Here is a 14,395-nt window from a genome sequence, read left to right on the forward strand (position 1 = left end):
AACGGAGAAGGGCATCGAAGATGGATCTTTCCCATGTGATCTGGCGGAAGTCCAGTCGGAGTAACGCCAACGGCGGCCAGTGCGTCGAGGTCGGCATCTGGCGCAAGAGTTCCTTCAGCGGTAATGGTCAGAACTGTGTTGAGGTCGCGCTGACCGACGAGCTTGCCGAAGCCAAGTATGGAGATCTAGCCTCCCTCTTCCTTGTCCGTGACTCCAAGGACCCCAGGGGGCCGGTGCTGGCATTTACCCCGTCCGGGTGGGATGCCTTCCTGGGAGGCGTCAAGCAGGGGGAGTTCGACGATCTGGTCTGACCGTTATGGCGGTACGGCGTTGGCCGTTTTGCTGATGGCCGTACCGTCGAGTGAGACCTGACCGCAGGCCGTCTCCCAGGACTGTCATCCCTGTCCCCTGCGCGCCCATATTGTTATCAGGCTGGCTCGGCACACCGTGTCGAACTTGTCGGATCGGCGGTGCATCATGGCACTTCGTGGTGCACGCCGGTACGGACAGTGGCCGGCCGCCGGTGACGGGACGCGAAGGGTGGGGTGCAGGTGTCGGTTATCTCCGCCGTACTGCTCAAGGATCTCCAGAAGCAGGCGGCGCGTGTCGCCGACGACCTGCGTGAGCAGGCGAGCCGGGTCCCGGAGATCGGTGACCGGCTGACGGAGATGCACCGCGCAGCCAAGGGCATCGGCCGGACCGGTGAGAGCTGGAACGACTGGCTCACCGCCCAGTGCGCCCAAGCCGCCAGCTCCTGGGTGATCGCCTGCGCCTTCATCCGCTTCTGCGAGGACAACGACCTCACCGCCAACCGCTGGATCGCCTCCCGCGACGCCGCCGGGCACGCCACCTCCGAGGCGGCCGACGCCGAGGCCGCCTGGATCCAGCGCAACCCCCGCGAGACGGCCCGCGAGTGGCTGCGCGTGTCCTTCACCTGGCTCCGCTCCACCCGGGCCGGGCACGCGCTCTTCCCCGACACCGACTTCGTCTGGTGGTGGGACATCTCCGCCGACCAGGCCGAGGAACTGATCGCCGTCTTCCGGCGACGCGACGCGGACGGCGTACGGCTGGCGCACGACGAGTTCTACAGTGCCGATCTGGACACCCGCTTCCTCGGTGACCTCTACCAGGACCTGTCCGAGCACATCCGCAAGCGCTACGCCCTGCTCCAGACCCCGGTCTTCGTCGAGGAGTTCATCCTCGACCGTGTCCTCGACCCGGCTCTCAAGGATTTCGGCCTCGAAGGATTCAAGCTGATCGACCCGACGTGCGGATCAGGCCACTTCCTCCTTGGAGCGTTCGATCGACTCCTGGAGGAGTGGAGCACATACAAGCCCGGGCTGGAACAGCGGGTGCGGGCGCAGAAGGCACTCGACGCCATCCATGGCGTCGACATCAACCCGACCGCGACGGCGATCACGAAGTTCCGGCTGATGGTGGCGGCGTTGAAGGCATGTGAGGTTACCCGCCTCGACGCTCCGGACGCGCTGGCGCTCGATCTCAACATCGCGACGGGCGACACGTTGCTGTACGGCGGAGGCAAATCCGGCGGCGGGCGTCAGATGACCCTCGACGTCGTGGACAACGACCCGCTCGCCTCGCATCTTTACGACTGGGAAGACGTCGACCACTTCCCGGGCATCCTCGACTACAGCCGTTACCACGTCGTCGTCGGCAACCCGCCCTACATCACGGTCAAGGACAAGGCGCTCAACGAGGCCTATCGGAAACGGTATAAGACATGTGCGGGTACGTATGCCCTGTCAGTTCCATTTGCAGAGTTGTTTTTCCGGCTCGCGGTTAGGGATGACGAACAGCCGGGATACGTTGGGCAGATCACCTCAAACTCGTTCATGAAGCGGGAGTTCGGTAAGAAGCTGATCGAGAGTTTTTTTGCCGAGAAGATCGATCTAACGCATGTCATCGATACTTCAGGCGCCTATGTTCCAGGACATGGTACGCCGACGGTGATTCTGATGGGAAAGAACAGATCTTGGAATCGTCTTGGTGAGATTCGCGCTGTCCTTGGAGTTCGCGGCGAACCTTCTCAGCCTAAAGATGCAGGACAAGGACTGGTTTGGCGATCGATAATTGAATATATAGATCAGCCTGGAGTGGAGACCGATTATGTCTCTGTTATTGATCTACCCCGTCGTCGACTCGAAGTCCATCCATGGTCTTTGTCTGGCGGCGGATCTGGAGATCTTAAGAGATTGCTTGAATTGAATTCCGGTAGCCTCTTAAAGGATAAGTCAAGGCGAATCGGTTTTATAGGAATGACGCATGCTGATGATGTGATGCTGATTCCCGATAGAGCTTCTTGGCGGGCTAAGCTTGAGCCTGACGCTTTCCCTTCTGTTGGTATCGGCGAGCAGGTTCGCGATTACACTTGTGAAAGTAGTCTTGTCGTCTTCTTTCCATATGGTAAGGGCGGCACTCTCATTGATCTGGCCAGCTGGCCAGCTGTGGATCGATGGCTATGGTCCTACCGTACTGAGCTTGGTAGTCGTATCACATTCGGAAAGAATACGTACTTTGCTGAAGGGCGACCATGGCATGCATGGCATCAGCTACCAAAAGATGAAGGCACTCATCCTTGGTGTCTAACATTGGCGTTTGTTGCGACGCATAATCATTTTGTGCTAGATCGAGGCGGAAAGGTGTTCAAGCAGTCCGCACCGGTCATCAAGTTGGCGGCAAGTGCTACTGTAGACGACCATTTGCGTCTGCTTGGACTCCTTAACTCCTCCACCGCCTGCTTCTGGCTCAAGCAGGTTAGTCAGCCTAAGGGCGGCAGTGGGATTGGCCGTGGCATTCAAGACGAGGAGTGGGAGAACCGATACGAGTTCACCGGAACCAAGTTGCAGGAGTTTCCCCTGCCCGGCGATTCGCCGTTGAAGCGGGCTCGTCGGCTCGATGCGCTTGCTCAGGAACTGGCCTTAACCATCCCGCAGGCTGTGTGCGCGCAAGCCGCACCGTCCCGTGGCGCTCTTGCTGAGGTTTGGAAGCGGTATGAGGCAATTAGGGTCGAGATGATCTCCGTCCAGGAAGAGTTGGATTGGGAGGTCTACAAGCTCTATGGCCTCCTTAACGAGGACCTGACCTACACCGGCGATGACCTACCTGGGCTAGAGCTCGGGCAACGAGCGTTCGAAATCATCCTTGGGACCAAACTCCTCGATGGTGAGACCGAGACCCAGTGGTTTGCGCGGCACGGCTCTACGCCGATCCGGGACATTCCTTCCCACTGGCCGGAGGCATATCAGGATCTCGTTCGGCGGCGGATCGAGATTATCGAGGACAAGCCGCTGATGAACCTTGTCGAAACCCCGGAATGCAAGCGCCGGTGGGTTGCCAAGCCGTACGAGAAGATGCGGGCCGAGGCCCTGCGGGACTGGCTGCTGGACCGGCTTGAGGACGAGAAGCTCTGGATTGTCAACGAGGCGCCCAGGACGCTCACCGTCGCCCAGCTCGCGGACCTCGTCCGGACCGACGCCGACTTCCGGCAGGTCATGGACCTCTACGTCGGCCGTCCCGACTACGACCTCACCTCCGAGCTGGTCGCCCTGCTCAAGGATGAGCACGTCCCCTACCTCGCCGCGCACCGCTACTCCGCCACCGGCCTGCTCAAGCGGCAGGACTGGGAGGACGTCTGGGCGTTGCAGCGCAGGGAGGACGCGGGGGAGAAGGTGGAGATCCCGGTCCCGCCGAAGTACGCCCCCAAGGACTTCGCGAACGTCTCCTACTGGAAGCACCGGGGCAAGCTCGACGTGCCCAAGGAGCGGTTCGTCGGCTATCCCGGCGCGCAGCGGGAGAACGACGCGACCTCCGTCTACGGCTGGGCGGGCTGGGACCACCTCAGGCAGGCCACCGCGCTGGCCAACATGATCATCGAGCGGAGCTACCCGGCCGACGACGAGCGGGCCGTGCCGCTGCTCGCGGGCCTGGCCGAGCTGGAGCCGTGGCTGCGCCAGTGGCACGGCGAGTACGAGGACCTCTACGCCGGCTCGCCCGCCGAGTACTTCACCGGATGGCTGGAGGCCCAGCTCGCCGAGCGAGGCCTGACCCGTGAGACGCTTGCCGCTTGGCGCCCCGAGGCCAGACGACGTGGCGCGAGAACCGTGAAGAGGGAGGGCTGAGGGCATGGCGACTCCGCTCAGGGACGTCCTCTACATCAGCGAGGAGCTGAGCGCGAACGACTTCGTGCTCAGGCTCAGCGACGGCGTCTCCCAGGTCAAGGCGACCCTGGAGAACTATGTCGTCACGCCGCAGCTCGCCGATGCCTTCGACGCCGCGCTGTCGCTGGTGAAGGGCGCGCTGGAGAAGAACACCAGCGACGCGGCGTTCCTGCACGGCTCGTTCGGCTCCGGTAAGAGCCACTTCATGTCGGTGCTGCACGCCATCCTCAAACACGACCCCGACGCCCGGGGTCTGCGCGGCCTGGAGCCGACGATCGCCAAGCACGACCGGTGGCTGGCCGGGCGGAGGATCCTCTGCCTGACCTACCACCTGGTCGGCGCCGAGACGCTGGAGGCCGCCGTGCTCGGCGGCTATGTCGAGCAGATCCGCCACCTGGAGCCGGGGGCGTCGCTGCCCGAGGTGCACAGCACCGACGGCCTCTTCACCGACGCCGACAACCTCCGGGCCCGGCTCGGGGACGAGACGTTCTTCGCCGGGCTCGGACAGATGTCCGACCCTCGCTGGGGCGGGCTGGCGACCGGCTGGAACGCCGACTCCTACGTGGCGGCACGCCGGGCGCCGGTGGGCGACGCCACGCGGGGCAGTCTGGTCTCCGCGCTCGTCGGGGCCTACTTCACCGGATACACGCGCGGCGCGTCCTACCTCTCGCTGGACGAGGGCCTGGAGGTCGTCAGCGCCCACGCCAAGCGGCTCGGCTACGACTGCGTCGTGCTCTTCCTCGACGAGCTGGTGCTCTGGCTCGCCTCGCGCAGCTCCGACCCCGCCTTCGTCGGCAGGGAGGGTTCCAAGGTCGCCAAGCTCGTCGAGTCGGCCTCCAGCCACCGCGCGCTGCCGATGGTGTCATTCGTCGCCCGCCAGCGTGACCTGCGCGACTTCCTCGGCACGAACATCCCCGGCGCGGAGAAGCACGCCATCGGCGAGACCTTCCGCTGGTGGGAGGACCGCTTCAACCGGGTCACGCTGGAGGACCGCAACCTCCCGGTGATCGTCAAGCGCCGCCTGCTGAAGGAGCGGCCCGGGGCCGAGGGGGTGCTGGAGGGCGCCTTCGTCAAGGTGACCCGCGAGCCCAAGGTGTGGAACGTCCTGCTGGAGGGCCCGGACGGCTCCTCCGACGCGGCGGCGTTCCAGCACACCTACCCCTTCTCCCCGGCGCTGGTCTCCACCATGGTCGCGCTGTCCGGCCTGCTCCAGCGCGAGCGCACGGCGCTGCGCACCATGGCCGAGCTGCTGCGGCGCGGCCGTGGCGAGCTGACGATCGACGACATCATCCCGGTCGGCGACGTGTACGACGTGCTGATGGACTCCGGCGTCGTGCCGCTCACCGACGACATGAAGCAGCACTTCACCAACGCGCGCACGCTGTACGAGGACAAGCTGCTGCCCCGGCTGCTGGCCAAGCACCGGCTCGATTCGGCGGAGGCCGCCGGCGGGCTGCCACGCACCCACCCGTTCGTCACCGACGCCCGCCTGGTGAAGACCGCCCTGCTGGCCGCGCTCGCCCCCGGTGTCCCGGCGCTCGGCGCGCTCACCGCGCAGAAGCTCGCCGCGCTCAACCACGGCACCATCGCCACCCCGCTCAAGGGCATGGAGGCCCAGCGGGTCCTGGCGCTCTTCCGCGACCTGGCCGCCTCCGGGGTCAGCGAGATCCACCTCGCCGACGACCCGGCGAACCCACTGATCAGCGTCCAGCTCGCCGGGGTCGACTACGAGAGCGTGCTGGAGCGGGTCCTCAACCAGGACACCAAGGGCGAGCGCCGCCGTCTCGTCCGTGAGCTGATCTTCGAGTCGCTCGGCGTGAGCCTGTCGTCCGACACGATCAGCGGCGCCTACACCCACTCCTTCGTCTGGAGAGGCAGCCGCCGGGTCGTCGACATCGTCTACGGCAACATCCGCGACGAGGACGAGCTGGACCTGAACGCCCTGTTCGCCGACGGCGAGCGCTGGAAGCTGGTCATCGACTTCCCCTTCGACGACACCGGCCACGGCCCCGGCCACGACCTCGCTCGCTTCGAGAAGCTGGAGCGCGAGGGCGTCGAGAGCAGGAGCGTGGCGTGGATCCCCGCGTTCTTCACCCAGGAGCGCGAGCGCGACCTCGGCGAGCTGGTGGCGCTGCGCTACCTGCTGGCCTCCAACGACCGCTTCGAGCAGAACGCCAGCAACCTTTCCCTGCAGGACCGCGCCGCCGCCAAGGCCCTCCTCCTCAACCGGAGGGACACCCTGGAGGCCAAGATCAAGCAGGTCATCCAGCAGGCGTACGGCGCGGCGAAGCGTGAGCCCGCCGACATCGACACCACCCAGGGGCACAGCGCGCTCTTCGCCACCCTGGAGCCCCGGCTCAACCTCGGGGCGCCCGTCGGGGCGCGGCTGGCGGACTGCCTGCTTCACCTGCTCGACCAGATGCTCAGCTCGCAGTACCCCGACCACCCGAAGTTCGCGGGTGAGGTCCGCAAGCCCGAGACGGCCCTCGTGCTGCAGTACCTCGACAACGCGGCGGCCGACGAGTCGCGGCGCGTCCCCATGGCGCCCAAGGACCGCGAGACGATCCGCAAGGTCGCCAACCCGCTCGGCGTCGGTGAGGCGCTGGAGAACGCCTTCCTGTTCAACGCCGACACCTTCCCCTGGCGCAGGCGTTTCACCCAGCGCGCCGCCCAGGACGGCCTCGACGAGGTCATCGGCGTCGACCGGCTGATCGAGTGGCTGGACCAGCCCCAGCCACGCGGCCTGGACGTCTCCACCCGGGGTCTGGTCATCGCGGCCTTCGCCCTCGACCAGGACCGCGAGTGGTTCCACAACGGTGCCTCCGTGGCCAGACCGCCGCTGGAGCGCATCGACGGCGGCTACGAGCTGCGCCTGCCCCGCCTGCCCGACGAGACGACCTGGCGCAGGGCGGTCGACCGCGCGGCGAAGATCTTCGGTGTGCACGTCACGTCGCTGAGGACGGCGGCCAACGTCAACCGCCTCGCCTCCGACGTCCGAGAGCAGGTCCGCGAGCTGCAGACCCCCGCCAGGGAACTCGTCACCGTCCTCAACGCCCACCGCGACGTCCTCGACCTGACCGAGAACTCCGGCCGGCTCTCCACCGCCCAGGACGTCGCCTCGCTGGTCGCCAGGCTTCTCGGCGAGAGCGACGCCGCCGACCTCACCGAGGCGCTCGCGGACGCGAAGACCTCGGTCGTGGAAGAGGTTCTCGCCAAGTCGCTGAAGTCCGCGCGGGACGTCGTGGCGCGTCTGGAGGACATGGACTGGGGCCTGCTGGACGCCGTCGCCTCCATGTCCCACGACCCGCAGGCCGTCTCGACGCTGCGACACCTCCGAGACGTGGCGGCCCACAACGAGTTCCAGGTGTCGCTGGGGCCGGTGCTGGGAGAGACGCGGCGCACGGCTCAGATGATCCTGGCGAGACAGGCCAGAGTCGTCCCGCAGCCGCAGCCGCAGCCGCAGCCGCAGCCGCAGCCGCAGCCGCCCGCCGACCTCTCATCCTCCGGTTCGGCCGTGCCCGCGGGCCGGACCTCCGACCGGTCCGTCGTCGTGCCCGTCGACCCGGGCAACGGCAACGGCGCGGTGCCCGCGGCGAGCGGGTCGGCCACCGTCGGAGCCGCGCGGATCGCCGAGCTCCTGGAGGAACTGCGGGCCTTCGCGGGCCGGCATCCCGACGCGGAGATCACCGTTACCTGGAGCGCGCGCACGTGAGCGAGATCCGCCCGAACCTGGCCGCGGCGACCCCGCCACTGGTCCGCACGATCGTGCGCGACCTGCGGAGATCCGGCAGCAGGAAGCACGTGGTGGGCATCCAGGCCCGCCCCGAGTGGGCGGGTGACCAGGAGTTCCCCGTGGACGACAGGCCCGTGCGGGTCGAGGTCTGCCCCTCCCCGCTCGCCATGCGTGAGGCGATGCTCCGGCACGGCGACGGCTACCTCGTCGTCCTGACCGACCTCGACGACGCCGACCTCGGCATCGGGATCCGTGCGCACCTGGCCAGGGGACGGCTGGTCACGCTGCGGCCCTGGGACATGCTCAAGCAGTCCTTCGAGGCACGGGACGTCGACCCGCTGCTGCTCGACGAGGGATGGGCCGCCGGAGCCCTGGCCCGCTGGGAGCCGGCCGACGGCTGGCCGAAGGCGCCCGGAGGCACGCTCACCCGCGACCACGCCCTCGGCCATCTCGCCTCCGCGGTATTCGGCGCCTGCCCGAACGGCAACCGTTACGTCTCGCCCGCCCACCCCGACGCGCTCGGACTGCTGCGCTGGAGTCTCGACCCGGTCGCCGTCAACCGGGTCACCTCGCTCCCGGTCGACATCCGCGAGGGGCTCGCCGACTGGCTGAGCGAGGTCACCGGGGTCGCCGGGACCTGGACGCTGCGCGCCGCCGAAGCCGGGCACGGAGGCGACGCCGTACCGCTGGCGCTGGTCGCCGGTCTGCTGTGGGGTGACGCGCGGGCCGCCGCGGAGGCTCGCGGACTGGTCAGGGCCAGGGTCGGCGGGGCGGACCTGCCCGCGGAGCAGGCCCAGGTCTGGGCGAGGGCGGCGGACGCGCTGATCGGCCAGCTCGACCACTCGGACAGCCTGCTGGAGCGGGCCGAGGCGCTGCTGAAGGAGTTCAACGCGGAGAAGCTCCTCGTCAACTCCACCCTCCTGCCCGGCTCCTACACGCTGCGGCTGCGCGCCTTCGCCACCGCGCTGCGGCGATGCCTCCCGGTTCCCGACGCCGGGGCGCTGGAGCAGCTCGAGAAGGCACACGCCACGCTCGTCGCGCACGAGCTGGCCGGGTTCAACGGCCGTACGAACGCGGCGCGGATGGCACTGCGGCTGGTCCGCTGGCTGGCCACCCCGGACGAGCCGGCCGCCACCCTCGCCGACGCCCTGCACGACCAGGTCAGGGCGGGCTCCTACGTGGAGTGGGCCTTCCGGCGGGTGGACGACATCGACGACAGGGTCGCCGCGGTCTACCGGGAACTGCTGGCCGCCGTCGCGGCCCGTCGAGGCGAACGCGACCGTAGGCTGGCGGATCATCTGGCCGTCGCGGTGGCAGCCGACAGCGACCCCGGAACCCTGGTTCCGATCGAGTCCGCGCTCGGCACGCTCGTGCGCCCGCTGGGCCGGTCGCTCCTCGTCGTCCTCGACGGCATGTCCGCGGGCGTCCTCGCCGAGCTGGCCGACAGCCTCGCGGGGAGGCGGTGGACCGAGCTGGTCGACTCCTCCCTCGGGCATAGGCGGGTGCTGCTCCCCGCCCTGCCAACCGTCACCGAGGCGTGCCGTACCAGCCTGCTCACCGGGGCACTGCACACCGGCGGTCAGTACGACGAGAAGACGGCCTTCCCCGGCGCGGTCGGCGACACGCAGGCCAGGCTGTTCCACAAGGACGACCTGCGGGCCCCTGACGGGCACGCCCTTCCTCCGGCGGTGAAGTCGGCGATCGAGGGGCCGGCCAGGGTGATCGGTCTCGTGCTCAACGACGTCGACGACTCGCTGGACAAAATGGATCCGACCGTCGAATGGAAGGTCGAGCGGGTGCGGCGTCTGTCGGCCCTGCTGGACAGCGCCCGCACCGCCGGGCGGCTGCTCATTCTCACCTCCGACCACGGCCACGTGGTGGAACGCGGCAGCACGCTGCGCTCCGGCACCGGTTCCGAGTCTGGGCGCTGGCGCCCCGGCAAGGTTCCGCCGTCGGACGGGGAGACCCTCTTCAGAGGCAGGCGGGTCCTGCTGGGAGGAGGGGGCGTCGTGCTTCCCTGGCGGGAGGACATCCGTTACGGCCACAAGCGCGCCGGTTACCACGGCGGCGCGTCCGGGGCCGAGGTCGCGGTGCCGTTCGCGGTGTTCAGCGCCACCTCCGTGGACGAGGTCGCCGGGTGGCGCCCCGCTCCGGCCCAGGAGCCCGCCTGGTGGAACAGCGCGGTCACGATCCGCCGGGGGGCGACGCTCGAACCGCCTCCCTCGAAGGCCCCCGACGGCCAGGCCGAGCTGATCGGTTTCGAGGAGATGGTCGCCGCTCCTTCCCGGCCAGGCTGGGAACGTTTCCTCGACGACCTCCTGGCCTCCGAGCTGTACGCCGCGCAGCGGGCCCGCGCAGGCAGGGCAGCCCCGGACGACGCACGCGTCCGCGCCGTGCTCGCCACGCTGCTCGCCCACGGGGGCCGCCTGCACGAGAGCACCCTCTCGGCGGTGGCGGAGGTTCCCGCCGCGCGGTTGAGAAACGTGCTGGCAGCGGTCCGCAGAGTGCTCAGCGTCGACGGCTACGATCCGGTAAGTTACGGCCTCGACGAGGTGACGGTTGAACTGGACACCGGCCTGCTCGCCGAGCAGTTCGGGGTCGCCAAACCGTGAAGGGCAGGGCGGGCCGTGAGGTCCGCCGCAGGTCGCGAGGTGCGGTGCGGGCCGTGAGGGCAGGGGCAAGCAGTGAAGGTCAGTGAACGCCGCCGCCGCGAGGTGATCGACGCCCTGCGGCGCGGGACTGTTCCCTCGGCGGGGCTCGACCTGCTCGCCGTTGGGCTCGATCGCTTCACCGGTGCGCTGGACGCCGAGCTGGACACGGCGGTCCAGGGTGGCTCCGTCTTCAAGGCGGTTCGCGGGGAGTACGGCTCGGGCAAGACGTTCTTCGCCCGGTGGCTGGCCGAGCGGGCCAAACAGCACGGTATGGCCGTCGCCGAAGTGCAGATCTCCGAGACCGAGACGCCGCTGCACCGGCTGGAGACCGTCTACCGGCGGCTCTGCGAGAACCTGTCCACGGCCGAGTTCCCGCCGAGCGCGCTGCGCTCGATCGTCGACGCGTGGATGTTCACGCTGGAGGAGGACGCGCTGTCCGCCGGTGTGTCCGAGTCGGACTCCGCCGCCCTGGACCAGGCCGTTGAGTCGCTGCTGGAGAAGAGGCTGGCCGAGGTCAGCCGGTCGGCACCCACTTTCGCCGCGGCGCTGCGCGGTTACCGTACGGCGGTCGCCGCGGGAGATCCGGCGACCGCCGAGGGCGTGCTCGCCTGGCTGGGCGGGCAACCGCATGTGTCGGCGTCGGCCAAACGGTCGGCCGGGGTGCGCGGAGACCTGGACCACTTCGGCGCGCTGGGCTTCCTCCAGGGACTGCTGACGGTCCTGCGCGACTCCGGCCATCCCGGGCTGCTGCTCGTTCTGGACGAGGTCGAGACGTTGCAGCGCGTCCGCTCCGACGTCCGGGACAAGGCGCTGAACGCGCTGCGGCAGCTTGTCGACGAGATCGACTCCGGCCGGTTCCCCGGACTCTACGTGCTCGTCACCGGAACCCCGGCGTTCTTCGAGGGACACCAGGGCCTGCAACGCCTGCCCCCGCTGGCCTCCCGGCTGGCGACCGACTTCACCACCGACCCGCGCTTCGACAACCCGCGTGCCGTGCAGATCCGGCTGCCGGGCTTCACCCGGGAGGGCCTGCTGGAACTGGGGGGCAGGGTCCGCGACCTCTACGCCGTGGGCGCCTCCCCCCGCGTCCCCGACCTGGTCGACGACGACTACGTCGCGTTGCTGGCGGAGGCGGTCGCGGGTTCGCTCGGAGGCAAGGTCGGTGTCGCCCCCCGGGTCTTCCTGAAGAAGCTCGTGGGAGACGTCCTGGACCGGGTCGATCAGTTTCCCGACTTCACTCCCCGTGAGCACTACCGGCTCACCGTCGGTACCGCCGAGCTCAACGAGGTCGAGCGCAACGCGATGTCGGTCGACGACGTCGAGCTGGACGTCCTTTGAGCGCGGACGACCTCCACCCCGTCGTCCTGCACCACATCGTCAACACCCTGGGCTGGCCGGGGCTGCGACCGCTACAGGAGGCGGCGGTCGAGCCGCTGATCGCCGGCTCGGACGCCCTGCTGCTGGCCCCAACCGCCGGAGGAAAGACCGAGGCGGCGATGTTCCCCCTGCTCAGCCGGATGGCCTCGGCCAACTGGCGCGGGATGTCCGTGCTCTACGTCTGCCCGATCAAGGCACTGCTCAACAACCTCCTGCCGCGTCTGGAGGGCTACGCGAGCTGGACCGGCCGCCGTGTCGCGCTCTGGCACGGTGACGTCTCCGGCACCCGGCGCAAGCAGATCCTGCGCGACCCGCCGGACATCCTGCTTACCACGCCCGAGTCGATCGAGTCGATGCTGGTCAGCGTGAACGTCGACCACCGGCAGTTCTTCGAGGGACTGCGGGCCATCGTGGTCGACGAGGTCCACGCGTTCGCCGGCGACGACCGGGGCTGGCACCTGCTGGCCGTGCTGGAACGGCTCACCCACCTGATCGGCCGGCCGGTCCAGCGCGTCGGCCTGTCGGCCACCGTGGGCAATCCGGCCGAACTGCTCGCCTGGCTCCAGGGGTCGGGGAAGGGGAGTAGACCGGGGAAGGTCGTGGCCCCGGAGGCGGTCGCCGTACCGTCGCGGACACCCTCCGGTGACGTCCAGCTCGACTACGTCGGGTCGGTGTCCAACGCCGCCGCGCTCGTCGCCACGCTGCACCGGGGCGAGAAGCGGCTGGTCTTCTGCGACTCCAGGCGGCTGGTCGAGGAAGTCGGTCACGCGCTGCGCGCCCGGGGCGTCACCACGTTCCTGTCCCACGCGTCGCTGTCGGCGGACGAGCGCCGCCAGTCCGAGCAGGCGTTCGCCGAGGCCCGGGACTGCGTCATCGTCGCCACCTCCACACTGGAGCTCGGCATCGACGTCGGCGATCTCGACCGGGTGATCCAGCTCAACGCGCCGTCCACGGTCGCCTCGTTCCTCCAGCGGATCGGCCGTACAGGGCGAAGACCCGGAACAGTCCGCAACTGCCTGTTCCTCGCGCTGGACGAGGAGTCGCTGCTACGGGCCGCCGGGCTCCTGCACCTGTGGGGACAGGGGTTCGTCGAACCGGTCGTCGCGCCCGCCGAGCCCCGGCACATCGTCGCGCAGCAGATCCTCGCGCTCTGCCTGCAGGAGCGCCGCGTCGGCGACCGGACCTGGCAGGAGTGGTGGAACGGCCTCGGCCCGTTCGGCCCGCAGGCCACCGTGATCCTCAGGCACCTGGTCGGCAACGGCTATCTCGACGGGGACGGGGGCATGCTCTTCGTGGGCCCCGAGGCCGAACGACGCTTCGGCCGCCGCCACTTCATGGAGATGACCGGGGTCTTCACCTCCGCCCCCGAGTTCACCGTGCTGTCCGGGCGCAGGGAGATCGGCCGGACCGACCCCGCGCTGCTCACCGAGCGGGTCGAGGGCCCCCGCCTGCTGCTGCTCGCCGGCCGTACCTGGCGGGTCACCTACATTGACTGGTCGCGTCGGCGCTGCTTCGTCGAGGCGTCCGACGGCCGGGGCAAGGCCCGCTGGGGCGGCACCGGCTACGGCGGCCTGTCTCGCGCGCTGACCCAGGGCATGCGAGAGGTTCTTCTCGGGACGGATCCCCCCGTCCGGCTCAGCAGGCGGGCGATCGAGCGGCTCGCCGTCGTCAGGGAGGGCGCCGTCGACACCGTTCACCCCGGCGGAACCGTCATCACCCGGGATCCCGCGACGGACGATGTGCGCTGGTGGACCTGGGCGGGTTTCCGGGCCAACGCCACGCTGGCCGCGACCCTCGACGGCATCGCGGTGCCCGGCCGGCGAGTCGACGAGGTGTCCATTCGCCTCCGGAGCGATCTCACCCCGGAGATGTGGAGGGCCGGAACGGCCGACGCCTCCGACCGGCTCTGCCTTCCCGACGTGGACGAGAGGGCCCTGCACGGCCTGAAGTTCAGTGCCGCCCTTCCGGAACGCCTCGCCGTCGCGACCCTGGCCACCCGCCTGGCCGATCTCGACGGTGCCGACACGACGCTCGGCCAAGCGGTCCGCTGGATGATATCCCGGTAGGGACTTTGACCGTTCGCCCTGGGTTTGGTCTCCGAACCAGGATTCCCGCGAACGGGGTGTGCCGGAAGCCGCCTTCAAGTGGGGGCATCCGGGCTCGTTCACGGCGAGGTGGGCAGGCGCCGTTGGCGGCGCCTTCCTGGCCGACCCGCGATAGGTCTCCACGCTGTAGCGCCTGCCGCTCTCGTCGAGCTTGGCGTGGGCTGCGTCGATGAGGTCGATCTTCAGTACGTCGGCGAGCCGGGTCAGATAAATCATGACATTGGTCGGCTTGGATCTGAGACGTGTGGCCGCCCCTTGGTCGTCCATGACCTCCGCCGCTTCCTCGGGCGCCAGCCACTGGAGCTCCGCGAGCAACTCGCCGACCTCGCCCGCCAAGGCCATGGCGAGGTT

The 14,395-nt window shown here is 68.8% G+C and carries 6 protein-coding genes; all 6 read left to right on the top strand.

From position 1 onward, the window contains the following. The first annotated feature begins 20 nt into the window (after window positions 1-20). The 6 genes from ABZ194_RS04995 to ABZ194_RS05020 all read left to right on the top strand — a co-directional run bounded on the left by ABZ194_RS04995 (window position 21) and on the right by ABZ194_RS05020 (window position 14,005). Complete coding sequence (locus ABZ194_RS04995) at window positions 21-311, top strand: DUF397 domain-containing protein (RefSeq protein ID WP_355592426.1); 291 nt, start codon at window positions 21-23, stop codon at window positions 309-311. A gap of 240 nt (window positions 312-551) precedes the next feature. Continuing rightward, the gene (gene pglX / locus ABZ194_RS05000; RefSeq protein ID WP_355592428.1) at window positions 552-4,139 is read left to right on the top strand and encodes a BREX-2 system adenine-specific DNA-methyltransferase PglX; all 3,588 of its coding nucleotides are present in this window, start codon (window positions 552-554) and stop codon (window positions 4,137-4,139) included. Between the two features lie 4 nt (window positions 4,140-4,143). After that, a complete protein-coding gene (locus ABZ194_RS05005) occupies window positions 4,144-7,890 on the top strand; it encodes a DUF6079 family protein (protein ID WP_355592430.1) in 3,747 nt (1,248 codons plus the stop codon). Continuing rightward, window positions 7,887-10,523 (top strand): BREX-2 system phosphatase PglZ, encoded by a 2,637-nt coding sequence (pglZ, locus tag ABZ194_RS05010; protein WP_355592432.1) that lies wholly within the window; start codon window positions 7,887-7,889, stop codon window positions 10,521-10,523. The genes ABZ194_RS05005 and pglZ overlap by 4 nt, the downstream gene beginning before the upstream one ends. 72 nt (window positions 10,524-10,595) lie before the next feature. After that, window positions 10,596-11,900 carry a BREX system ATP-binding protein BrxD gene (gene brxD / locus ABZ194_RS05015; protein WP_355592434.1) on the top strand — a complete coding sequence of 435 codons (1,305 nt, stop codon included), beginning with the start codon at window positions 10,596-10,598 and terminating at the stop codon, window positions 11,898-11,900. Then, on the top strand, window positions 11,897-14,005 hold the full coding sequence (locus ABZ194_RS05020; protein WP_355592436.1) for a DEAD/DEAH box helicase: 2,109 nt from the start codon (window positions 11,897-11,899) through the stop codon (window positions 14,003-14,005). Before brxD ends, ABZ194_RS05020 begins: the two co-directional genes overlap by 4 nt. The last annotated feature ends 390 nt before the right edge of the window (window positions 14,006-14,395 follow it).

Source organism: Streptosporangium sp. NPDC006007 (genome assembly GCF_040614315.1).
Taxonomy (GTDB): Bacteria; Actinomycetota; Actinomycetes; order Streptosporangiales; family Streptosporangiaceae; genus Streptosporangium.

Bases quoted from the DNA above. Each gene is read 5' to 3' on its own strand.
- ABZ194_RS05005 (WP_355592430.1), top strand. From the start codon at position 4,144: ATGGCGACTCCGCTCAGGGACGTCCTCTACATCAGCGAGGAGCTGAGC.
- ABZ194_RS04995 (WP_355592426.1), top strand. From the start codon at position 21: ATGGATCTTTCCCATGTGATCTGGCGGAAGTCCAGTCGGAGTAACGCC.